Here is a 22,723-nt window from a genome sequence, read left to right on the forward strand (position 1 = left end):
CCCCCCCCTCATGATCTTCCAAAAACCGTTGTCAAACGCCCGCAGAAACGCAAATAACCCATTACACACAAAAAAGACCCGGCACCTTTCACCTGAGTGAAAAACACCGGGTCCATATAGCTGGGCTACTTGGATTCGAACCAAGAAAATGACGGAGTCAGAGTCCGTTGCCTTACCATTTGGCGATAGCCCATCAACACAACGAAATGTATTATACAATAGTTTTTCATTTATTGCAAGGGGATTTTTAATTTTTTTAAATTTTTTTGCCACCGTTTTCCGCTTCCCGGCCCCGCCCCAAAACCAGCGCCTCTGCGGCCCGTTCCAGACCGTCGGATCGGCCGCCTCAACCCCCGGTCCGCCGCACCGTCAAAAGCTGCTGAAGGCGTTTCATCGAGCGGGAGTAGCGGGACAATTCCGTGGCCAGCGGCAGTCCCAGGGCCTTTGCCACCTCCCGATGTTTCATCCCCGCGGCCGCGTACAGGAGCACGATCTGGCGGTCCTGCTCCTTCAGCTCGTCCAGGGCCCGCAGCAGTACCTGGCGGTCCGCCGCCTGGTCGATCTGCTCGCAGTTTTTTCCCTCCTCGCAGTCCTCCAGCTCCGACCGTCCAAACTCCGCCCATCTGCGCTGCTCCCGAAACCGCATGTAGCACAAATTCCTGGCAATGGTGAACACCCAGGCCAGCGGTTTCCCCTGAGGCCGGTATTCTGTAGCGTCGGTCCAGATCTTCAGATAGGTTTCCTGCAGCACGTCCTCCGCCTCATGGCTGTTTCGGGTCAGCGACAGGATGTAGCTGTGCACCGGCCGGACTGTGCAGAGATAAAACTGTCTGAACGCCTCCTCATTTCCGGCTGCAATCTCCTTTAACAGCGCTTCCTCCGTCATGTGGATCCCCTTTCAGGGATTAGCCTTATTTCTGCGCCTCCGCCAGATAGCTGTTCTCAACCGTGATCACACAGGCGCAGCGTGGGTCGCGTTTGCGGACCGCTGCGCTAATCCTCGCTTTTAAGTTGTCCTGAACCGCCGCTTTATATTCCCTGGGAACCACTAAATCGAAAATTAAATTGATGTGCTCCACCCCATCCACCATGCGGAAGTCGTGAAAGCTCAACCGGCTGTCAAGCTCCGTCAGAACCTCGCCAAGCATATCCCGAAATTCCCGGATCCGGCCGTCATGGGTCTCCACCGGATCCATATGGATCACCAAAAGCAGACCGAACCGCCTTGCCGCTTCGTGTTCAATCTGGTCAATCACCTCATGGGAGCGCTCCACATTCACGTCGTTTGGCACCTCGGCGTGGATGGACGCCATGCTCTTGGAAGGCCCGTAGTTGTGCACAATCAGGTCATGGGTTCCCAAAATGCCCTCAAAGCTCTCCACAAAATTGCTGATCTGTTCGTACAGCTGGGGATCGATGGCCTCGCCGATCAGCGGCGCCAGCGTATCCTTGGCGATATTCACGCCCGCGATCATAACTACCACCGACACGGCAATGCCCACGATGCCGTCGATGTTCACGCCAAAGATGCCAAACACCGCGATGGACAGCATGGTGGCCGAGGTCGTGACCACATCCCCCATGGCGTCCGCCGCAGTCGCCAGCATCACCTTGGAATTGATCCGTTTCCCCAGCGTCCTGTTGAACAGCGAGAGCCAGAGCTTCACCGCCACGCTGAGGGACAGGATCACAATGGAAATCCATTTAAAGGACATGCTCTCCGGATTCAAAATCTTGTTCAGCGACGTTTTAAACAGAGAAAATCCCACCTGAATGACAATAAACGCCACGATAAAGGCCGCGATATACTCGATGCGCCCGTGTCCAAAGGGATGGTCGTCGTCCGCCGGTTTTTCCGCCATCTTGACCCCAATAAACCCGATAATGGAGGAGGCCGCATCCGAAAGGTTGTTAAACGCATCCGCCATCACGGAAATACTGTTGATCAGCAGCCCGATCAGCAGCTTTGCGCCAAACAGCAGCACGTTGCAGAAAATCCCCACCATACTGGAGAGCGTGCCATAGGCAGTGCGAACCTGCACTGCCTCCGTCTGCTGGTAATCTTTTACAAATCGTTTTACTAAAAATTCCGTCATTTCTCTTCCTCATACTGTACATTCATCAGGCACAGCCCCTCCGGCGGCGCTGTGAATCCCGCTGCACTTCTTTCCTTTAATTCCAACACGGCTTCCAGGCTGTCCGCCTCCCGCTTTCCCAAACCCACCTCGATCAGGGTCCCCGCCAGGATCCGCACCATCTGCTGTAAAAAGCCGTTGCCCGTAACATCCACCGCCAGCGCCTTTCCATCGCACAGACGGATCAAACGGATCGCCGTTATGGTGCGGACCGTGGACTTCTTCATCTTTTTGTTACCGCAGAAGCTTTTAAAATCATGGGTTCCCAGAAGCGTCCCGGCCGCCCGCTCCATCTGCCCGATGTCCAGCTGCTTTCCCAGGCCGTAGAAATAATCCCGCTGAAACACGTCCGTCTTGCCGTCCATCCAAATCTGGTACCGGTAAGTCTTCCGGCAGGCGTTTAAGCGGCTGTGAAAACGTTCCGGGGCGGCCGTCAGCTCCAGAACGCAGATGTCCTCCGGCAGATACCGGTTCAGGTACGCGCGGATTTCTTCCGGCTCCCGCGCCTGTTTCAGATGAAAATTCGCCACCTGCCCTCTGGCGTGGACGCCGCCGTCAGTCCGGCCGGAACCGTGTACCTCCACCGTCTCCTCCGCCAGCCGCCCCAGCACGGCCTCCAGCTTCCCCTGTATGGTCTGGTCCGTGTTGCCCTGCCTCTGCCAACCGTCGTAGCGCGTGCCGTCGTACTGCAAAATCATTTTATAATTCATCTCAGCCGCCTCCTGTTTCCATGTAACCTCGCGCGCCCCAAAAGGCACATCAGGCCCAGACCGGTCCACATACCGGCCAGGTCCAGCCAGACGTCGCTGATCTGCCCGGACCGCCCCCGCACGAACAGCTGGATGGTCTCGTCCACAAACGGCAGCCATATGGCCGCCGCAATCACCGAACGCAGCGGAATCCGCCGCTGCCGCGCCATAACCTGGACATTTCTGCACAACAGAACGCCCATCCCCATATATTCCATAAAATGCGCTGTCTTGCGAACCATATGCTCCGTGGGCATCTGTCCCGGTAAATGGAGCCCGTCCCAAATTTTGGCAATTATTTGCAGCACCGCGCCGCTCTCCCGGGAGGACAACTCCGCCGGAACCATGGAATGGCCGTAGACGAACAGCACATAGAGAATCAATGCCGCCTGCCAGAATAACTCGTTATGCCAAACTCCCCTCACCTGTCTCATTCTTACCGCCATATTCACCTCTGCTTAAGACGCTTATTTTGCCCATTATAGTACAGTTTTTCAAATATGGCAAGAGCCGGCAGAGTAAAATGCCACCTGCCGGCTCCGATCCATTAATGTTCTTCTTTATCCCGCGCCCCGTTTATATGTTTCACTCTCTCGTCCAGCTTATAGACCGCCGCCCCGAATGCAACCACATGGGTAAGGTTTCTGGCCGTGACCTTTTCCGGATCGATTTTCGTCCCCCGGCACAGCCGTTTCAGGCTCTTGTGAATCGCCGCCCGATCCCAGGGCTTCCCGGTCCGGCTGCTGAAAATCGGCCCCTCTTTTAGTTTCATGGACTCCACAAACGCGGCCAGCTCTTTGCGCAGCGCGTTGGGCAATACCACCACCTTGCTGCTGTTTCCCCGGGGAATCAGGAAAAATCCCTGCTCCACTGCCTCAGGCGTAATATACTGGTGCTCGCTGACGCTGATCTTGGTCAGCGCCAATATCTGGATCAGATAATACAGGCGCGGGTTGCGCTGAGACTTTGCCGCGTTTAGCAGGCTCCTGTATTCCGAGGTAGTCAGCTCCATGCCTGCGTTGGAAACCGTGCTCCTGTTGATCTTAGGCACGTCCATGCGCACTTTCCAATCCGCAAAGCGGAAGAAGGTGTTGACTGCCACAATCTTGGAACACGCCCCCCGGGGCGTATAATGCTCCATCAAATAGCGCTGATATGCCCGGCAGGTCTCCTCATCCACCGTTTCACTGCCCTGATAGTTGTAAAACTGCTGCAAATCTCCCTTGTATTTTTGACAGGTTGCCTTTGAATAGCCGTTCGCTCCAAGATAATGATCGTACCGGAGCAAAAGATCCTGGGTCATCACATAGCACATAACTTAATACCGTCCCTCTCGTCCGAAGTCTGTCCATAACGGACATCCCCGGTCTTCTTTTGTGTTCAACATACGAGTGACATTTCTCCCGTCCTGCTCTGCCTGTATCCAGAACATTCCTCAAATCAGAAACTTCATATAATAGATATTATAGCGTGTTTCTGCATTTTCTGTCAAGAAAAATGCTATTATAATGCACTGCGAGTCCCTTGGGGGGATTGATAATATTCGTAGTAGCTTGTGCTAAAAAAGTTCAATTTGATCATGATTTGGAAAAAGTCAAAAATTATTTGAACGAAATGTGATCATTTAACTTTCTATAATATCTATTACTGGAAGCAATGAACGATATTTTGTTATTTACATAAAGTCATTTATATAGACAATTTCATCCGATGACGGACATAAAAAAAAGAGGCGTCTCCAACGTCATCTCTCAACTTTGGAAACACCTGCTCATCATTTCATCAATTTCTATCCGGCTTAACGTCCAACCTTCGATTTCCCACCTGACAAAATCCCGCTGGCAGCCACCAGATCCACCGCCTGACGGATCGCATCCTCGTCCTGCACCAGCGCCAGGCGCACATAACCCTCGCCGGAGGGGCCAAAGGCGCTGCCCGGCGTCACAATCAGCCCGGCCTTCTCCACCAGATCCATGGCAAATGCCTCGGAGGTCTCATACCCGGACGGAATGGCAGCCCACACGAACATTGTGGCCGCAGGGCGCTCCATGGGCCAGCCGATGGCGGTAAAGCCGTCGCAGAGACAGTTGCGGCGGCGGACATACGCTTCCCTGGTGCTCTCCACACAGGACTGGTCCCCGGTAATGGCCGCGATGGCCGCCTGCTGGATGGGCAGAAACATACCGTAGTCCATGTTGGACTTAAGCCGCTTTAATTGGGCCACCACCTCCCGGTTGCCCAAACAGAAGCCGATGCGCGCCCCGGCCAGGCCATAGGTCTTGGACAGGGAGTTGAACTCTACGCCCACCTCCCGCGCGCCCGGGAAGCTCAAAAAGCTGCCGCAGCTCTTCCCGTCAAATACCAGCTCGCTGTAAGCGTTATCGTGCAGCACAATGATCTGATACTTCTTGGCAAATGCCACCAGCTCCTCGTAAAAGCTGTCCGGAGCCAGGGCCGCCGTGGGGTTGTTGGGGTAGGACACGATCATGAATTTGGCCCTGCGGGCCACCTCCCCAGGAATATCGTCCAGACGGATCACATAACCGTTTTCCTTTTTCTGGGGCATATAATAGAGCGTTGCCCCAGCAATCCGCGGCCCATCCCCGAACACCGGATAGCAGGGGTCCGGCACCAGCACAGTGTCCCCCTCGTCCACGATGGAGAGCGCGATGTGAGCCAGCCCTTCCTGGGACCCCAGCAGGGAACAAATCTCGGTCTGCGGGTCCAGCTTCACTCCGTAGCGCCGGTCATACCATGCGGCCACCGCGTCCAAAAGAGCGGTCTGGTCGTTGATCGCGTAAATATAGTTCTTCTCCTCCGCAGCGGCCCTGCAGAGAGCCTCCCGGATATGAGCGGCCGGCGGAATGTTGGGCGCGCCTATACTCATGTCGATCACCGTCTCCCCGGCAGACACCTTGCGCCTGCGCACTTCCGAAAGCTTTGAAAAGATTCCCTCGCCAAAGAGGTCCATCCGTTTTGCAAATTCCATGTCCTCATCCTCCTCGTCAATATCCCAACAGACACACGATCACCGGCAGAAAGACCGCGGGCAGCATGTTGCCGATTTTCAGCTTGCTGTTTAAAACCAAATTCAGTCCCAGGGCGAAAATCAGGATCGATCCGATGAAGGAGATCCGCCCAATCATCAGCTCGGTCAGATACGGCCGCACCACGCCGGCCAGCAGGGTGATGGATCCCTGGTAGATGGCTACCGGGAAAATGGAAAACGCCGTGCCGATGCCTAAGGCTGCGGTGAAAATGATGGAGAGAACGCCGTCCATCACCGCTTTGGTAAACAGCGTGCTGTAGTTATGGGTCAGTCCATCCTCCAGCGCGCCCACAATGGCCATGGCCCCCACGCAGAACAGCAGGGAACTGCTCACAAATGCCTCCACAAAGGTGCCCGAGGCCTTCCCCGCCGGTATTTTCGACTTGCACCAGATTCCCAGCTGCTCCAACCGGTCCTCGATGTCGATCCACTCGCTCAGAGCGGACCCGATCACCATGCAGAGCACCATCACCAGGGTGTCCCGGGTATCCAGTCCTCCGGCCGTGACGGTCATCATTCCTTTCAGCGCCCCGGAGATCCCCACAAAGATCACGCACAGCCCCACCGCGCTGGTAATCGTGTCCTCCAGGTGCTTCGGAAGTCCTCCCTTCACCAAAAGCCCAATGACACAGCCTCCCAGAATCGCCGCCACATTCACAATCGTTCCCAAACCGCTCATACTCTGATCTCGCCCTTCTTATATTATATCTTTACCTACCCTTACAGCTCATTTCGCCCATTATAGTACAAATTTCAAAATCTGACAAGCGCTTAAACGAAACGCAAACTGTCTACAGCTGTCTACCGTTTTAGCACCATCCAAAAAATAGCGGAAACCTTGATTTTACAAGTTTTCCGCTGCAAATATAAAAGCGCGAGACGGGATTCGAACCCGCGGCCCCCACCTTGGCAAGGTGGTGCTCCACCCCTGAGCCACTCGCGCATATTTTGTATTCGTCGGGGTGACAGGATTCGAACCTGCGACCTCCTGGTCCCAAACCAGGCGCTCTAGCCAAGCTGAGCCACACCCCGTCATCACCGCTTACGAATAAATTATGAAATTATCAATTTAAACGTACCCTCAAAACCACATATTGAATGATGTTTTAAAACCTATACCGTTTTGGTTAAGCCCTCGACCGATTAGTATTAGTCAGCTCCATACATTACTGCACTTCCACCTCTAACCTATCTACCTCGTCGTCTTCAAGGGGTCTTACTCGCTTTTGCGATGGAATATCTCATCTTGAGGGGGGCTTCACGCTTAGATGCCTTCAGCGTTTATCCCGTCCAGACTTGGCTACTCTGCCATGGGCTTGGTACCCAACAGATACACCAGCGGTCCGTCCATCCCGGTCCTCTCGTACTAAGGACAGCTCCTCTCAAATATCCTACGCCCGCGCCGGATAGGGACCGAACTGTCTCACGACGTTCTGAACCCAGCTCGCGTACCGCTTTAATGGGCGAACAGCCCAACCCTTGGGACCTGCTACAGCCCCAGGATGCGATGAGCCGACATCGAGGTGCCAAACCACTCCGTCGATGTGAACTCTTGGGAGTGATAAGCCTGTTATCCCCAGGGTAGCTTTTATCCGTTGAGCGATGGCAATCCCACTTTCTACCACCGGATCACTAAGTCCTACTTTCGTACCTGCTCGACCCGTCGGTCTCGCAGTCAAGCTCCCTTATGCCTTTGCACTCTGCGAATGGTTTCCAACCATTCTGAGGGAACCTTTGAGCGCCTCCGATACCCTTTCGGAGGCGACCGCCCCAGTCAAACTCCCCACCTGACATTGTCCCCCAGCCGGGTCACGGCTGCAGGTTAGAAACCCAATATCGCAAGGGTGGTATCCCAACATTGGCTCCACAAAGACTGGCGTCCTTGCTTCAAAGCCTCCCACCTATCCTGTACATGCAATACCGAATCCCAGTATCAAGCTGGAGTAAAGCTCCATGGGGTCTTTCCGTCCTGGCGCAGGTAACCAGCATCTTCACTGGTATTTCAATTTCACCGGGTGCATTGTTGAGACAGCGCTCAAATCATTACGCCTTTCGTGCGGGTCGGAACTTACCCGACAAGGAATTTCGCTACCTTAGGACCGTTATAGTTACGGCCGCCGTTTACTGGGGCTTAAATTCAAAGCTTCGCTTGCGCTAACCTCTCCTCTTAACCTTCCAGCACCGGGCAGGCGTCAGCCCATATACCTCACCTTTCGGTTTTGCATAGACCTGTGTTTTTGCTAAACAGTTGCTTGAGCCTATTCTCTGCGGCCAGATCTCTCTGGCACCCTTTATCCCGAAGTTACAGGGTCATTTTGCCGAGTTCCTTAACAATGCTTCTCCCGCCGGCCTTAGGATTCTCTCCTCATCTACCTGTGTCGGTTTACGGTACGGGCACGTATTACACAATAGCGGCTTTTCTTGGCAGCCGGAATCACACACTTCGCTACTTATAGTTCGCTACGCGTCACGTCTTCGGATTGTACGGCGGATTTGCCAACCGTACTCCTACCTCGCTTGCCCCGGTCTTCCCATTCCCGGGTTGTGTTGTCCTTCTGCGTCCCCACAGTTCTGATAATACGCGGTACAGGAATTTCAACCTGTTGTCCATCGACTACGCTTTTCAGCCTCGCCTTAGGCCCCGACTTACCCAGAGCAGATCAGCTTTACTCTGGAAACCTTGGATATTCGGCCTGGAGGATTCTCACCTCCATCTCGCTACTCATTCCGGCATTCTCTCTTCTTAAAAGTCCACAGCTCCTTGTCGGTACTGCTTCGTTCCTTTAAGAATGCTCCTCTACCAATGTCTTACGACATTCCTAAGCTTCGGTGTTGTGTTTTAGCCCCGGACATTTTCGGCGCAGGACCTCTCGACTAGTGAGCTATTACGCACTCTTTGAATGTGTGGCTGCTTCTAAGCCAACATCCTAGTTGTCTCTGAAATCCCACATCCTTTTCCACTTAACACACACTTTGGGACCTTAGCTGTAGGTCTGGGCTCTTTCCCTTTTGACTACCCAACTTATCTCGTGCAGTCTGACTCCCATACATCATCTATACGGCATTCGGAGTTTGATATCCCTTGGTAAGCTTTGACGCCCCCTTAGGAATTCAGTGCTCTACCTCCGCTAGACTAATATGAGGCTAGCCCTAAAGCTATTTCGAGGAGAACCAGCTATCTCCGGGTTCGATTGGAATTTCTCCCCTATCCACACCTCATTCCCACCCTTTTCAACGGATGTGGATCCGGTCCTCCACGGAATTTTACTTCCGCTTCAACCTGGACATGGATAGGTCACCCGGTTTCGGGTCTGCCTGTACTGACTTTACGCCCATTTGAGACTTGGTTTCCCTTCGGCTCCGTGGCTTAACCACTTAACCTTGCCAGTACCGGCAACTCGCCGGACCGTTCTACAAAAAGTACGCGGTCGCACCTTAACGTGCTTCCACAGCTTGTAAACACAGGGTTTCAGGTTCTTTTTCACTCCCCTCCCGGGGTCCTTTTCACCTTTCCTTCACAGTACTATGCGCTATCGGTCACTAAGGAGTATTTAGCCTTGGAGGGTGGTCCCTCCGACTTCCCACAAGGTTTCACGTGTCTCGTGGTACTCTGGATCCTGCCGCTGCCTATCGTTTTCGTGTACGAGACTTTCACTCTCTTTGGTCTGACTTCCCAGACAGTTCCACTAACGAATCAGCTAGCTTTCCGCAGTCCATAACCCCAGCGTGCACGCACGCTGGTTTGGGCTCTTCCCATTTCGCTCGCCGCTACTTTGGGAATCGATTTTTCTTTCTCTTCCTCCGGCTACTTAGATGTTTCAGTTCACCGGGTTCCCAGCGTATGGCTATGTATTCACCATACGTCGACTGAGGGTTGCTCAGCCAGGTTTCCCCATTCAGATATCTCCGGATCAAAGGATATTTGCTCCTCCCCGAAGCTTTTCGCAGCTTATCACGTCTTTCATCGGCTCTTAGTGCCAAGGCATCCACCCTGCGCTCTTTATAGCTTAACCAAAATGACTTCCACCTGCGGGTGCGGGCTTCTGTCGACAATCCATAGCGTTGGATCGTTTGGTCTTAGGTTTGTTACATTTGATACATCTTTCGATGTATCCCTCGGATGTCTTAATTATTCTATAGAATATTCAATTCATTTTCATTCAATATGCGGTTTTCAAGGTACGTCTTTGGAATCATTGTTAAACGATTCCGAATGGAGATGGAGAGATTCGAACTCTTGACCCCCTGCTTGCAAGGCAGGTGCTCTCCCAACTGAGCTACACCCCCAAAAGGATCTGGCACTCACCTGCTCTCCCATGCCGCCACCAGCATAGTACCATCGGCCGCTTGAGTCTTAACCATCGTGTTCGGGATGGGAACGGGTGTTTCCCCCAAGCGCATCAGCACCAGAAATTTGGAACCTTAGTGTAAATCTAAGATTCAACAGTATATAAAACCCTTACTTCTTCTTCCTTAGAAAGGAGGTGATCCAGCCGCACCTTCCGATACGGCTACCTTGTTACGACTTCACCCCAGTTACCTGCCCCGCCTTCGGCAGCTCCCTCCTTTCGGTTGGGTCACTGACTTCGGGCGTTGCTGACTCCCATGGTGTGACGGGCGGTGTGTACAAGACCCGGGAACGTATTCACCGCGACATTCTGATTCGCGATTACTAGCGATTCCAGCTTCGTGTAGTCGGGTTGCAGACTACAGTCCGAACTGGGACGTTATTTTTGAGATTTGCTCACCTTCGCAGGGTCGCTTCCCTTTGTTTACGCCATTGTAGCACGTGTGTAGCCCAAATCATAAGGGGCATGATGATTTGACGTCATCCCCACCTTCCTCCAGGTTGTCCCTGGCAGTCTCCCTAGAGTGCCCATCTCACTGCTGGCTACTAAGGATAAGGGTTGCGCTCGTTGCGGGACTTAACCCAACATCTCACGACACGAGCTGACGACAACCATGCACCACCTGTCTCTCTTGTCCCGAAGGAAAGGCGCCGTTACACGCCGGTCAAGAGGATGTCAAGACTTGGTAAGGTTCTTCGCGTTGCTTCGAATTAAACCACATGCTCCACCGCTTGTGCGGGTCCCCGTCAATTCCTTTGAGTTTCATTCTTGCGAACGTACTCCCCAGGTGGAGTGCTTATTGCGTTTGCGACGGCACCGAAGGGCTTTGCCCCCCCAACACCTAGCACTCATCGTTTACGGCGTGGACTACCAGGGTATCTAATCCTGTTTGCTCCCCACGCTTTCGAGCCTCAACGTCAGTTACAGTCCAGTAAGCCGCCTTCGCCACTGGTGTTCCTCCTAATATCTACGCATTTCACCGCTACACTAGGAATTCCACTTACCTCTCCTGCACTCTAGCTTGACAGTTTCCAAAGCAGTCCCAGGGTTGAGCCCTGGGTTTTCACTTCAGACTTGCCATGCCGTCTACGCTCCCTTTACACCCAGTAAATCCGGATAACGCTTGCCCCCTACGTATTACCGCGGCTGCTGGCACGTAGTTAGCCGGGGCTTCTTAGTCAGGTACCGTCATTATCTTCCCTGCTGATAGAGCTTTACATACCGAAATACTTCTTCACTCACGCGGCGTCGCTGCATCAGGCTTTCGCCCATTGTGCAATATTCCCCACTGCTGCCTCCCGTAGGAGTTTGGGCCGTGTCTCAGTCCCAATGTGGCCGGTCACCCTCTCAGGTCGGCTACTGATCGTCGCTTTGGTGGGCCGTTACCCCGCCAACTGGCTAATCAGACGCGGATCCATCTCACACCACCGGAGTTTTTCACACTGTACCATGCGGTACTGTGCGCTTATGCGGTATTAGCAGTCATTTCTAACTGTTGTCCCCCAGTGTGAGGCAGGTTATCCACGTGTTACTCACCCGTCCGCCACTCAGTCATCTCAGAATCCGTCCGAAAACTTCATCTGAAATGCTTCGTTCGACTTGCATGTGTTAGGCACGCCGCCAGCGTTCATCCTGAGCCAGGATCAAACTCTCAAATTAAAAGTTGATTCTTGGTTTTAGACTACTTAGCTTGGCTAGTTATCTTTAACCTTCATTACTTGGTTTTGTTCTGAATTTTCTCAAATCCAAAGGTCTAAACCAGACCTTTTTCTTTAGAATTTTCAGGGTTTTACATACTGTTCAATCTTTGATTTTCAAGGTTCTCTGTTGTTGTTCTTCGTTAGCGGCAACTTTTATATCTTAGCACACTCGCCAGCATTTGTCAACAACTTTTTTAAAAGTTTTTTTGCTGTGTTGTTGTTTCTTGTCGACAGCTTTGATATTTTATCATGCTGTTTTCAGTTTGTCAACAACTTTTTTATTTTTTTCTCTTGCGCCTGCCGTTCTCAGCGGCGCAAGAGATATAATACCAAACCCCTCGTCAAAAGTCAACACTATTTTTCAATTTTTTTAAATTATTTCTTTAGTTCGTATTTTTTCGACAATACAGCAGATTTCAGCAGGTTACCGGCTCAATGGGAACTGCCGTCCACTGTGAACCAGAATGAGACTCCATCCGGCCTGTTTTCCACGCCGCACTCCTTGTTGTGAGAGTCCATGATGGCTTTGACGATGGACAAACCGATTCCGCTTCCACCGTAGGAACGGGTGTGCGCCTTATCGACTTTATAGAACTTTGTCCAGAGCTTGTCCAGTTCGTCCTCGGGTATGGGAGTTCCCGTATTAAACACCGATACCTTCACTTCCTGCCCCAAATTCTCCAGACGGATCTCAATGCGGCGCTCTCCGCCCAGGTGATTCAGCGCGTTGTTCAGGTAATTGGTGATCACTTCTTCTATTTTAAATTCATCCGCCCACACCAGAACCGGAGTCTCCTGATCAAACACCACGGTGGCCTCCTTCTGCTGGAGCAGGATCCCGGCGGAGGAGAGAATCCCGCGAATCAGCGCCGTGATATCGAACTGCTCCATCACCGGCAGATCATTTCCAAACTCCAGAGCGGTCAGATTCAAAAGCTGTTTGACCATCTTATTCATCTTGTTGGCCTCGTCCATGATGACCTCGCAGTAATAATCCCGGCTGTCCGGGTCCTCGGCCATTCCTTCGGTCAGCCCCTCGGCGTAACCCTGGATCAACGCGATGGGGGTTTTCAGTTCATGGGACACATTTGCAATAAAATCCTTGCGCGTCTCGTCGATGCGGATCTTCTCCTCAATATCCCGCTGTAGCTCATTGTTGGCGGTTTTCAACTCCCCGATGGTCTCCTTGAGCTTTTCGGACAAAGTGTTCATGCTGCGGCCCAGCACGCCGATCTCATCCTCAGACCGTCCTTCGTAGCGCGCCTCGAAGTCCAGCTCCGACATACGCGCCGACAGGGACGCCAGGGACATGATGGGGGATGTTACCTTTTTGGTGGTAAAATACATCAGCGCGCTGCCTGCCACCAGGGCGGCCAGACCCACATAGGCCAGAAATTTGTTGGAGACCGCCACGCTGTCGTGGATGCTGGCAATGGGCATGGACATGATGAAAATGGTCCGGTTGTCCTCGAAAAATCCCCAGCTTTCCAGATAATAGGCCTGGGAATGGCGGTCGTAGCTCTTCTGGATTTTATAATTATCCTGATTAACCAACACCTCGGTACCGGGATTGTTACGCCCCAGTATGTACTGGTGTACCCGGTCCGCCAAAAAACGGGCGTCCCTGGCGGAGGGCATGGCGTCGTCGTTCATACTGTCCACGATGGCGATGTTGGTGTTGTATTTCTCGCTCATCAGCCGGAGCAGGCGGCTGAGTTCCGTCTGCTCCCCGTCGGCTGAGTACAGGCTCTGAAGGTCCTCGGTCAGGGATTCCCCGTTGTCGGCCTTCTCCACCACCAGCTGGTTGATCAGACCGTAGGCGCGCTCCAGGATTTTCAGCTTCTGGCGGGTGTAAAATCCCTCTAAAAAGAAACTGTTCACCGCCCAGGTGGTGAACAGCACCGCGGCCATCAGGCCTACGAATATCATCGTAAAACGTCCGCGTATGGAATGTTTCATCAATCGCTCACCTCGAATTTATAGCCCATTCCCCAGATGGTCTTGATGTACTCGCCCTTGTCCCCCATTTTGCTGCGCAGCTTCTTGACATGGGTGTCGATGGTCCGGGCGTCCCCGAAGTAGTCGTAATTCCATACATTATTTAAAATCTTTTCGCGGGACAGAGCCAGGCCCTGATTCTCCACAAAGTAGGTGAGCAGCTCAAATTCCTTGTAGCTCAGCTCAATTTCACTGCCGTCAATGGTCACCTGGTGGGCCGCCTTGTCAATGCAGATTCCGCCCACGTTCAGGGTATCGGTGGAGACCATATTGCTCCGCCGCAGAATCGCGTCCACCCGGGCCACCAGAATCTTGGGGCTGAAGGGTTTGGAAATGTACTCGTCCACCCCCAGGGAAAAACCCTGGAGTTCGTCCCGCTCCTCGCTGCGGGCGGTGAGCATAATCACCGGAACCTGGGAGTATTTGCGGATTGTCTTTAACACCTCCCAGCCGTCCATTTTCGGCATCATCACGTCCAGAAGCACCAGAGCGATGTCCTTGTCCGCAAAGAAAATGTCCACGGCCTCTTCCCCGTCTCCTGCTTCTATTACCTGAAATCCTTTATTGGTCAAAAAATCCTTTACCAGCTTCCGCATTCTGGCTTCGTCGTCCACCACCAGTATCTTCAATGATTCCATGCACAATGCCTCCTTGCACTCATTCTTACCTGTTTAATAACATTTTAGCAAAAAGACATGCACATTTCTACCATTTCACAGAGATTTCACAGGTCCTCCTGCGGGCTGCGGCCGTCCGCGACGGCGATAGCGGATTTTCCGCTGCGCTTGGAAATGTAGAGGGCCTTATCAGCGTTCTGCCACAGGCTCTCATAGTTATCTCCGTGTTGTGGATACAGGGCAATTCCCATACAGATGCTGATACGGCGGCTCAGACCCAGACGTTTCTGCCGGCAGTCCCAGTCCCTGCAAAACGCCCGCGCCATTTCCAGAAAATCTTCCATCTCCGGCTCATCCCCTCCGGTGTAGACCAGAAATTCGTCCCCGCCGATCCGGCCGCTGAGGCAGCCGGTAAAGGAAGCTTTGAGGCTCTCGGCCAGCAGACTCAGCACCTGATCTCCAAAGGGATGGCCGTTCCGGTCGTTTACCTGTTTAAAATCATCCACATCCATCATCATCATGGCTCCGTATGGTTTTTTCTTCATCAGGGCCTGGACCTCCGATTCCAGAAACGGACGGTTCATCAGATCGGTGAGATAATCGTATCGGGCGTAGTAAAGGGCCTCCCGGTTGGCATTTTCCAGTTCCTGTCTGCGGATTTCCAGCAGTTCCTCCAGCTTCCGGTTGCTCTGCTGAATCAGGATACGCGGGTAAGGCTCCCCCTTCATCTGCTCCGGATCGGGTACGGAGCGGTGTATGTGGACCAGCTGCCAGCCCTCCGGCGCGCGGCGCACCACCATGGAAAAGCGGAACCCGGCATTGTACGCCAACGGCTGGGATGATATCTGGCGGAGGGTCAGTTCACCGATGACCAGAAATGTTTCCTCCCCAAGGGGCGTAGTCTGGTACCACTGGCTGGTGATGGAAAAATGCCCGTCCCAAAGCGGCTCTTCCTCCGTCAGCTTACGCAAGGCCTGTTCCCGGTTCCGGCAGAGTTCATGGGCGCCCGTTCCAATCACGGACAGATCCGGAGCCAACAGGTTCTCCAGTGCCTGGTAATCCTTTTTCTCCAGATATATGTGCCAAACGAAACGGCAAAACTCCTGCGCTTCCATAAATGATCCCACCCTTTCCCTGCTCCGCGGACAGGGATTACAACAAAATTTCCCTTTTGTTGTAAATCAGGCGGCGTTTCCACCGCCTCCCGTCCGGACAATCCACTAATAACACAAACAGAGACCGGTTTGCTGCTGGCAAAACCACCGGTCTTGTCTTTGCGCCCTCCCGTCCCACCTGCGTCTGTTTTGGTTGTAAAATGACTTTTGGTGTAGTATACTGGGTATGTAATTTTGTTCGAACGCGTATCCGGATTACAACAAAAGGGAAATTATGTGATCACAAGTCCCATGCGCTCCATCTGGCGTGCGTGGACTGTTCCGCTCTCCGCAGTGTAGATCCGCGTGGTTGAGACATTGGTATGCCCCAGAATATCGGCCAGGCGGGATAAGTCTTTTTCCAACATATAGTAAGTGCGCGCGAACAGGTGGCGCAGATTGTGTGGGAATACCTTGCCCGGTTCAACCCCGGCGCGCTCACACAGCGCTTTCATGTCCCGCCAGATATTGCTCCGGTCAAGTGGCCGTCCGCTGCGGGTTATAAATACCGCTCCGGCGGTCTTTTTTTGTTTCTTTATATAGATTCCAATCAGACGGCGCAGCTTTTCCGGCAGGAAAACGGTGCGCCGTTTGCCTTTGCAGTCCACCTGCGCATATCCCTTTTCCACTGCCTCCGCGGTGATAAAGCGCAGTTCGGATACCCGGATTCCGGTGGCACAGATGGTCTGAAGCACCAGGGATAAACGGCGGTTCCCGCTGCGGTCGGCTGCGTTTACCAGGCGGCCGTACTCGGACCGTGTCAACTCCCGCTCGGGGCGGATGAACAGCTCGCGCTGAATTTTCAGGGGCTTTACTTTGAATTGCGGACAGCCCGAAAATTCAGCAAAGCCGTTGACCGCGGCCAGCATGGCGTTGACGGTGTTGGGGGCATAGCGGCAAGTTAAGGTTTCCTTCCAGCGGATCGCAGTTTCTTTGGTGTATGGACGGCCGTCTAAAAAGGCTGCGAATGCCTTGAGGCTGCGCAGGTACGATTGGATTGTGGGGTGGGATTTTTCCTGTTCGTAGAGGTGTTGTTGGTATTGGGATAGGGTTTGGAGATCGATTGTGCAATGGTTGTTTGAGTCTTTCATTTTCTGTTCCTCCTTTTCCGGTCTAGTGTTTATTGTACCGGATTTTGGGAGGAAGTATCCTGATGAGGGGAAATTTTTGGTGAAATGTTGGGGGTGTTTGGGGGTGAGGGGAGGGTTTTGGGTAGAAGGTGGATGGAGGGGGAGTAAAGGCGGAGGCTGTGAGTCATCGGCTAATAAATTAGCCGACCGCCTGTGGATTCCAATCTACACAGCCTTCGCAGGCTGTGACTACAGTGACTTGGAGAAGTCGATCTTACAGAAGTATTTCAATCCACACAGCCTTCGCAGGCTGTGACGCCTACCAGGAATCTACATTGAGTGCAAGAGAGCCATTTCAATCCACACAGCCTTCGCAGGCTGTGACCGGTACACAACAACCGGGAATTTGATTTAAGGTTATTTCAATCCACACAGCCTTCGCAGGCTGTGACTACTTGAATGAGCAGTACAAGAAAAAGGTTATCATTTCAATCCACACAGCCTTCGCAGGCTGTGACTCAACAAAATTAAGGAGGCCGTGAATGGCAGATATTTCAATCCACACAGCCTTCGCAGGCTGTGACTCAGTTTCCCCGCTTTCCGGCCCATATGGAAGGGCCATTTCAATCCACACAGCCTTCGCAGGCTGTGACGTGATATAACCATAACGGCTGATGATCTTCTGACATTTCAATCCACACAGCCTTCGCAGGCTGTGACTGAAATCCCTAGTAATGACTCCACGATCTTTCACTATTTCAATCCACACAGCCTTCGCAGGCTGTGACCTCAATGCTGGTTGTGGCATAGGCATCCTTGCCGAATTTCAATCCACACAGCCTTCGCAGGCTGTGACCCGGAAGCTGCTCGACGAGTACCGGGATATGAGGAATTTCAATCCACACAGCCTTCGCAGGCTGTGACCCAGCGTCATGATACCGGCCCTGATCCTCAAACCGTATTTCAATCCACACAGCCTTCGCAGGCTGTGACATTACTGGTATCCACCACGGCACCGATTGAGAATGATTTCAATCCACACAGCCTTCGCAGGCTGTGACCACAGCCTTGGTAAGCGTAGACATGCCAGCGTCATTTCAATCCACACAGCCTTCGCAGGCTGTGACGTAAAGCCACCAGTCGCAAGCATTGGTATGTTTGATTTCAATCCACACAGCCTTCGCAGGCTGTGACAGCAAATCTCACCAATTTTTCCTCACAAATCTCGATACTCTTATCTCATATTCTACACATTCCCTCCAACAAATCAACCCCTCTTCACACTTTCTCCTCTTTTTCCGCCTCTTTCTCCTCCTAATCTCGGTGCGAATGTCCTGGGGTTTTTATGTGCGCTTGGGGTTCGCACGGTGGTATGCTTTTGGGGTTGCCTTTTTCGTATCCAGACGCTTTCCAGAACTATTATTTGTATCCAGTTCCTCCTCTGGCTTTGGAAGTATTTTTGAGAATGCTGGTTGCTGATTTTTTGAGTCTTCATTTTTTTTGTTATTGTTAAACCAAATAAATGACTCCTTTTCGTCTCCCTCCACCTGCGGATAACTGACATCGTGGCGGAGAGGTTCTGCATAGGCCATTATTTTCAATGTTTTTACCGGCTCGCATTCCGTCGCTATATCCATCCCCAAATCTTGATAAGTTTTTCTCACCAGTTTCACCGTTCCTGTATCTCCGTCAACCTCACGAATTTCCAAATCGCGGATTTTTATCCGCACGCTGCCCAGGCCATAAGGCTTTCCCCTTCCGATCTTATGGGCGCAGACTTCATCCATAAAATCCAACGACCACCGCAACTGTCCCAGTTCTTTCTGATTTAGCTTATCAAAATACACCCGAAAATGAAATGTTCGCTTCCTTCCTGTCTCCTTCCCCGGAAGAAGAGGACGTATCCGCTGCTTAAGCTGGTTGTCCAACAGTTCATCTTTATCCAGTTTTTTCCATCCATCATGGTGCCAATAGAATTTACGCCCCCTCAATTTAGGTAGTGATGGCGGAAGCAATCTAAGGTATTCATTTGGGTCCATTTTGACACGTATATGGTCATATGTCCAGTATCCTTCTGTTTTCCAGTATTTCTTTTCATTATCCTCGTAGGGCGATTCCGTATAGAACTCGACTGTATCTGGATGCGGCGCCCCAACCTCGGGCAGTATCATGTAATCACCATAATAGTTTACATTATCTTCTTTCCCCATATCTTCATCTAGCCGGGCATCCGAAAAACGCACTCTGGTACTGACTGAGCCTGTATTTCCCGCCTCTCGGGAAACCATCCCAAACACCTTGCAAGACGGACATATCTGCATAGCAGAGACACAGGGTTGAAAACCTCCGTTCTCTTTCAGGATCGCTTCTAATGTTTTCTGATAACAGTTTCGTTCCAGAAAGGCCGGAGACAGGTATCTGGGTTTATTCTTTTCCTCGGCATAATAGACTGGAATACAGCTATTGCTTTTTGAAAATCCAGGCTGCGCAGCTTCATCCCGGCAGCTCTTGACGACCTGCTCAAATACCTCATATTCTTCTCTCTGAATCAGCTCTTTCGCCTTTTCATCCGCGCAATAAAATACATACTTATATGGATATTTTTTACCAGACGATTTCTTATTGTGAATCCACCCCCGATAATAATCAGAAGGTTTGTTTCTTCCATCCGGCATCTGATAATCCTTCACACTCATATAAAAAAATGATGTGCCATTCTGATCGTGATACGATTTTTCCAGTTTGACCCAGATTTCCTGCCCCTCTCTAAAATACCGCCTCTCATTAAACGTTGCACGTTTACATGGTATGAAGCAGCATTTGTTTTCTGCTTCTCTCACCAAAACCCCCGGATATGTTTTCTTAGGAACCTCCTGTCCCACAACGGTATCCACCCGCATCGTAGACGCACATCCCCCAAACGCCGCCTCATACACGCTCCGCACCGCCCCCCTGATTTCGCTCCCGGGGATCACCGGGTCTTTGGGGCCGGTCTTTCCCGGCTGGATGTTCCCGGAGAGGTCTTCGTAGGAACAGAACTCGTATCCGGTATATTTTTTATTCCGCTCCTCCTCGCTGCACAGGGCATATTTGTTGGAGGTGTTGGGAATGAACAGCGGGGTCAGAAGCTCCAGCTCGCATTCAAAGTAGCCGGTCATGCACTCCTGGGGCCCCAGGTTCAGCGGCTCCCGCTGGCAGGTTCCCGTAAACGGCACAAAATTGTATGGATTTGTAAAATATTCCACTATACACACCCCCTGTTATCCGGCCACGGGCAGAAGCCTAACAGCCGTTCGTCTATCTGCGACACCAGACCGCGTTTTTCCGTTGCATCCGGGAATTCAAAGTATTTGCGGACCCGCAGGCCCATCGCTCCGCCGTCTCTTCCCAGCACTTCCGGTACCCAGATCGAAGCGCCCCGGCTTGACTTAAGCATGCTCCACGCCTCGTCGGCCCTCTGCCCTTCTCCCCACATTTTCTGTTCCTCGTCCATCACATACACCGGGCTGCCGCAGGCCTCGTCGCGGCGCAGCCTTCCGCAAAAATGCAGACCGCGGCGAACCAGCCTGAGCTCCTGTTCCTCGTCGAATATGATCATTTTCTGCACATTTTCCCACGGAAAAGCGTTCTGAATCCCCTGGCCGTCTGTGCGGACCTGCCAGGTTCCCCGGTCATACCGGCCCAGAAGGACCTGATCGTCCATTTCCAGGTAAAGCCTGGCTTCCCCCGGAAATTCCTCCCTCACGATTTCCTCAATCTGCTCCTGTGTCAATTCCGCCTCATCGCGCACGCATGTGGACGTGATCTGCCGTATTTTGCCCATCCTGTACCTCCTTCTGCCGTCTGCACCAGCGAGCCGCCGCCTGCAAATATGCTTCCTCTTTCTCCACAGGCTCTCCGTCCAGAAGCACGCTCTTTGCCGCTTCAAATATCCCTCTGCCAACTCCGCTTTCTCCGCCTACAGTCAACAGACCGCTGCCAAGCCCCTGAGCCGCCCACAAAAGCATGCCGGGCAGCGCCTTCTTTTCCAGTTCGTCCAATCCCTGCTCCTGCCAGCGGATGGTGAGCCGCACGTTCCCCCCGGCCCACAGCGTTTCACCGAACAGCGCTCCCCTGGCGGCCCCTCCGGTGAAACGGTCCACTGCGGTTCTGTACACCGGCAGACTGTGGCCCCCGGAAATCTTCGTCTCCTCGAACACGAGACGGGAGGCGCGCAGCGCATTGCGGGTCCTGCCTGTGCTCCAGGTTCCCCAGAATGGTTCCAGCGCCTTTTGCGCATCTTCCCAGCTTCCAAAGCCTCCGATCTGCCTCGCCAAATCCGCAATGTAGCTGCGGACCGCGCCGGCCCAGGTGCTCCCCGGAATCACGGCGGCGCCGTCTTTGAGCGTAAGCTGCCCGCAATCCGCGCTCATGTCCCGGTCCGGTTCTGAACCGGATTCTTTGCCCCACCTGGGGCTTGCATAGCTGCGGATCAGAAGGGTGCCGCTGAGGGTGAGGGGAATCTGCATGCAGTGCTCTCCCTCCGGCCTTTCCACCAGAAGCGCTTCTGCGTCCCACTCCTCACTGCCGTCAAAGGCGTCCGCCTGGTCCCAGCTCCAGTCCAGCCACGCCTGGAAATCATCGCGGTTCTCCATCCTGAATGTCCGGTAATGCACCCCGCGCACCTCCAACTTTCCAAATCCTCTGTTTTTCCTGGCTCCCAAACGCAGACTTCCACGTTTTAAACCGCTGACGCAGTATTTCACTCTGGCCAGATCCTGGTCGATGGCAGCGTCCAGAGTGTCCGTCACCTGACTTTCCCTTATAATGATTTCCAACCGGATTCGGCAGTCAGCCCCCGTTTCCACGGCCTGCATGTCAAACTTCATATTCTCATCGGAGGTTTTTCCCTCGTTCAGCCGGACGCCATCCCGCCGGGCCGGATCGCTGTTCTCCAAACATGTATCGTATATCAGAATCCGGCTCTGAAATTCAAGGGTTTTGCCGTCCTTGTCCCGATTCTCACCGGGGCGCTGCGCCCAGCCCAGGGTTCCGAACAGCACTTCCGCCTCGCGCAGCCCTGCCGCCTGTTCCAGATAGGACCTGAGCACTCCGGCCATGGAGCTTCCCGGTATAAATGGAATCCCGTCCGCAGTCAGCAGCTGGTCTATATCCGCCTTCTCGTCTTCGCCGGAAGCGACCAGCAGAGGAGCGTCCAGGTATCCGTCGATGTCAACCATAATCCGCGCGCGGATTCTATTTTCCTTGTTTTCCATTACCTGCCGCCTCCCTTCTCGCGCTCCATTTGCTGTTCAGCAAATAGAAATAAATAAACTCGTGCGCCTTTCCCTCACAGGGCCGCAAAAATTCCTGCGCCCTGTTCTTTTTTTGCTCATCCCGTATATGATCGATTTGTTCTTTAAGCTCCGTGTAGGAATAGTCCTCATGTTCCTCCATCAGCGCAATCAGCTGCTCGATTGTCACCGCACTGGGCAGCGCTGCCTGGGTGCTCATTGCCTCCCGGCGCTGCATCTCCCGCTCTTTTTCCCGCTCCTGGTATGCTTCCAGCTCCAAAACCAATATGCCAGAGGCCGCCGGATCGCCCTTCTCCACAGCGCTCGTACCGTCCGCTGCCGCCTTTTGGCAGTTCTTCATGGAATTTGTGACATCGTCCCAGGACAATGCCTTTACCTGACCGTTGCCTCTGCCGGTCATATCTCCCCAGAATTCGGATTCCAGCTGGGCGGCGCAGAGGTTTTGCTCCACCTCGATACAAATGACGGAACCGGGCGCCAGCGCCGTATATTGGGGCAGGGGGAGGTTCCATTTGCCGTTGTAGCCGCCGATTCTGGTGTATTTTAAAATTGCATCTGTGATCTCCACCGGACAGCTCAGACGGTTTTCCAGCTGCTTTTTCAAATGC

General features: G+C 52.9%; 15 protein-coding genes, 4 tRNA genes, 3 rRNA genes and 1 CRISPR repeat array. All 22 genes read right to left on the reverse strand.

From position 1 onward, the window contains the following. Positions 1–120 precede the first annotated feature (120 nt). Positions 121–193 (reverse strand) — tRNA-Gln (locus ACK2JC_RS03140). A gap of 153 nt (positions 194–346) precedes the next feature. After that, positions 347–886 (reverse strand): RNA polymerase sigma factor, encoded by a 540-nt coding sequence (locus ACK2JC_RS03145; RefSeq protein ID WP_320936050.1) that lies wholly within the window; start codon positions 884–886, stop codon positions 347–349. A 25-nt stretch (positions 887–911) separates the two neighbouring features. Further along, complete coding sequence (locus ACK2JC_RS03150; protein ID WP_107436372.1) at positions 912–2,096, reverse strand: cation diffusion facilitator family transporter; 1,185 nt, start codon at positions 2,094–2,096, stop codon at positions 912–914. Continuing rightward, positions 2,093–2,845, reverse strand: a complete 753-nt coding sequence (gene truA, locus ACK2JC_RS03155) for a tRNA pseudouridine(38-40) synthase TruA (RefSeq protein WP_320936049.1) — start codon at positions 2,843–2,845, stop codon at positions 2,093–2,095. The genes ACK2JC_RS03150 and truA overlap by 4 nt, the downstream gene beginning before the upstream one ends. Then, positions 2,842–3,330 (reverse strand): VanZ family protein, encoded by a 489-nt coding sequence (locus ACK2JC_RS03160; protein WP_320936048.1) that lies wholly within the window; start codon positions 3,328–3,330, stop codon positions 2,842–2,844. Before ACK2JC_RS03160 ends, truA begins: the two co-directional genes overlap by 4 nt. 101 nt (positions 3,331–3,431) lie before the next feature. Then, complete coding sequence (locus ACK2JC_RS03165) at positions 3,432–4,199, reverse strand: tyrosine-type recombinase/integrase (protein WP_276856032.1); 768 nt, start codon at positions 4,197–4,199, stop codon at positions 3,432–3,434. Positions 4,200–4,682: 483 nt separating this feature from the next. Continuing rightward, positions 4,683–5,873 (reverse strand): aminotransferase class I/II-fold pyridoxal phosphate-dependent enzyme, encoded by a 1,191-nt coding sequence (locus ACK2JC_RS03170; protein ID WP_118757375.1) that lies wholly within the window; start codon positions 5,871–5,873, stop codon positions 4,683–4,685. Between the two features lie 16 nt (positions 5,874–5,889). Further along, positions 5,890–6,612, reverse strand: a complete 723-nt coding sequence (locus ACK2JC_RS03175; protein ID WP_320936047.1) for a DUF554 domain-containing protein — start codon at positions 6,610–6,612, stop codon at positions 5,890–5,892. A gap of 192 nt (positions 6,613–6,804) precedes the next feature. Then, positions 6,805–6,876: transfer RNA gene (locus tag ACK2JC_RS03180), tRNA-Gly, on the reverse strand. Positions 6,877–6,890: 14 nt separating this feature from the next. Then, positions 6,891–6,965 (reverse strand) — tRNA-Pro (locus ACK2JC_RS03185). A 91-nt stretch (positions 6,966–7,056) separates the two neighbouring features. Continuing rightward, positions 7,057–9,946, reverse strand: a 23S ribosomal RNA gene (locus ACK2JC_RS03190). 201 nt (positions 9,947–10,147) lie between these two features. Then, a tRNA-Ala gene (locus ACK2JC_RS03195) sits at positions 10,148–10,220 on the reverse strand. Positions 10,221–10,226: 6 nt separating this feature from the next. Further along, a 5S ribosomal RNA gene (gene rrf / locus ACK2JC_RS03200) occupies positions 10,227–10,344 on the reverse strand. A 66-nt stretch (positions 10,345–10,410) separates the two neighbouring features. Beyond that, positions 10,411–11,941: ribosomal RNA gene (locus tag ACK2JC_RS03205) — 16S ribosomal RNA — on the reverse strand. The 16S, 23S and 5S rRNA genes sit together here with 3 tRNA genes alongside, the layout of an rRNA operon. A gap of 473 nt (positions 11,942–12,414) precedes the next feature. Then, the gene (locus ACK2JC_RS03210) at positions 12,415–13,941 is read right to left on the reverse strand and encodes a HAMP domain-containing sensor histidine kinase (RefSeq protein WP_320937791.1); all 1,527 of its coding nucleotides are present in this window, start codon (positions 13,939–13,941) and stop codon (positions 12,415–12,417) included. Continuing rightward, positions 13,941–14,618 carry a response regulator transcription factor gene (locus ACK2JC_RS03215; protein ID WP_302328069.1) on the reverse strand — a complete coding sequence of 226 codons (678 nt, stop codon included), beginning with the start codon at positions 14,616–14,618 and terminating at the stop codon, positions 13,941–13,943. The genes ACK2JC_RS03210 and ACK2JC_RS03215 overlap by 1 nt, the downstream gene beginning before the upstream one ends. Before the next feature lie 86 nt (positions 14,619–14,704). Then, the gene (locus tag ACK2JC_RS03220; protein ID WP_320937792.1) at positions 14,705–15,712 is read right to left on the reverse strand and encodes a GGDEF domain-containing protein; all 1,008 of its coding nucleotides are present in this window, start codon (positions 15,710–15,712) and stop codon (positions 14,705–14,707) included. A gap of 272 nt (positions 15,713–15,984) precedes the next feature. Further along, the gene (locus ACK2JC_RS03225) at positions 15,985–16,842 is read right to left on the reverse strand and encodes a tyrosine-type recombinase/integrase (RefSeq protein WP_320937793.1); all 858 of its coding nucleotides are present in this window, start codon (positions 16,840–16,842) and stop codon (positions 15,985–15,987) included. Positions 16,843–17,038: 196 nt separating this feature from the next. After that, positions 17,039–18,015: a CRISPR direct-repeat array (repeat unit 33 nt; unit sequence ATTTCAATCCACACAGCCTTCGCAGGCTGTGAC). 149 nt (positions 18,016–18,164) lie between these two features. Then, positions 18,165–20,066: a TIGR03986 family CRISPR-associated RAMP protein gene (locus ACK2JC_RS03230; RefSeq protein ID WP_320937794.1), complete on the reverse strand. Its 1,902-nt coding sequence runs from the start codon at positions 20,064–20,066 to the stop codon at positions 18,165–18,167. Further along, positions 20,066–20,644 (reverse strand): CRISPR-associated protein Csx19, encoded by a 579-nt coding sequence (csx19, locus tag ACK2JC_RS03235; RefSeq protein ID WP_092368552.1) that lies wholly within the window; start codon positions 20,642–20,644, stop codon positions 20,066–20,068. The genes ACK2JC_RS03230 and csx19 overlap by 1 nt, the downstream gene beginning before the upstream one ends. Continuing rightward, a complete protein-coding gene (locus tag ACK2JC_RS03240) occupies positions 20,601–22,076 on the reverse strand; it encodes an RAMP superfamily CRISPR-associated protein (RefSeq protein ID WP_320937795.1) in 1,476 nt (491 codons plus the stop codon). Before ACK2JC_RS03240 ends, csx19 begins: the two co-directional genes overlap by 44 nt. Then, positions 22,057–22,719: a hypothetical protein gene (locus ACK2JC_RS03245; protein ID WP_368272254.1), complete on the reverse strand. Its 663-nt coding sequence runs from the start codon at positions 22,717–22,719 to the stop codon at positions 22,057–22,059. Before ACK2JC_RS03245 ends, ACK2JC_RS03240 begins: the two co-directional genes overlap by 20 nt. Positions 22,720–22,723: the final 4 nt, after the last annotated feature.

The sequence above is a fragment of the Enterocloster lavalensis genome (genome assembly GCF_046603895.1).
GTDB lineage: Bacteria > Bacillota > Clostridia > Lachnospirales > Lachnospiraceae > Enterocloster > Enterocloster lavalensis.

Excerpts from the sequence above, each read along its gene's own strand:
- ACK2JC_RS03145 (WP_320936050.1), bottom strand. The coding sequence starts at position 886 with ATGACGGAGGAAGCGCTGTTAAAGGAGATTGCAGCCGGAAATGAGGAG.
- ACK2JC_RS03150 (WP_107436372.1), bottom strand. The coding sequence starts at position 2,096 with ATGACGGAATTTTTAGTAAAACGATTTGTAAAAGATTACCAGCAGACG.
- truA (WP_320936049.1), bottom strand. The coding sequence starts at position 2,845 with ATGAATTATAAAATGATTTTGCAGTACGACGGCACGCGCTACGACGGT.
- ACK2JC_RS03160 (WP_320936048.1), bottom strand. The coding sequence starts at position 3,330 with ATGGCGGTAAGAATGAGACAGGTGAGGGGAGTTTGGCATAACGAGTTA.
- ACK2JC_RS03165 (WP_276856032.1), bottom strand. The coding sequence starts at position 4,199 with ATGTGCTATGTGATGACCCAGGATCTTTTGCTCCGGTACGATCATTAT.
- ACK2JC_RS03170 (WP_118757375.1), bottom strand. The coding sequence starts at position 5,873 with ATGGAATTTGCAAAACGGATGGACCTCTTTGGCGAGGGAATCTTTTCA.
- ACK2JC_RS03175 (WP_320936047.1), bottom strand. The coding sequence starts at position 6,612 with ATGAGCGGTTTGGGAACGATTGTGAATGTGGCGGCGATTCTGGGAGGC.
- ACK2JC_RS03210 (WP_320937791.1), bottom strand. The coding sequence starts at position 13,941 with ATGAAACATTCCATACGCGGACGTTTTACGATGATATTCGTAGGCCTG.
- ACK2JC_RS03215 (WP_302328069.1), bottom strand. The coding sequence starts at position 14,618 with ATGGAATCATTGAAGATACTGGTGGTGGACGACGAAGCCAGAATGCGG.
- ACK2JC_RS03220 (WP_320937792.1), bottom strand. The coding sequence starts at position 15,712 with ATGGAAGCGCAGGAGTTTTGCCGTTTCGTTTGGCACATATATCTGGAG.
- ACK2JC_RS03225 (WP_320937793.1), bottom strand. The coding sequence starts at position 16,842 with ATGAAAGACTCAAACAACCATTGCACAATCGATCTCCAAACCCTATCC.
- csx19 (WP_092368552.1), bottom strand. The coding sequence starts at position 20,644 with ATGGGCAAAATACGGCAGATCACGTCCACATGCGTGCGCGATGAGGCG.
- ACK2JC_RS03240 (WP_320937795.1), bottom strand. The coding sequence starts at position 22,076 with ATGGAAAACAAGGAAAATAGAATCCGCGCGCGGATTATGGTTGACATC.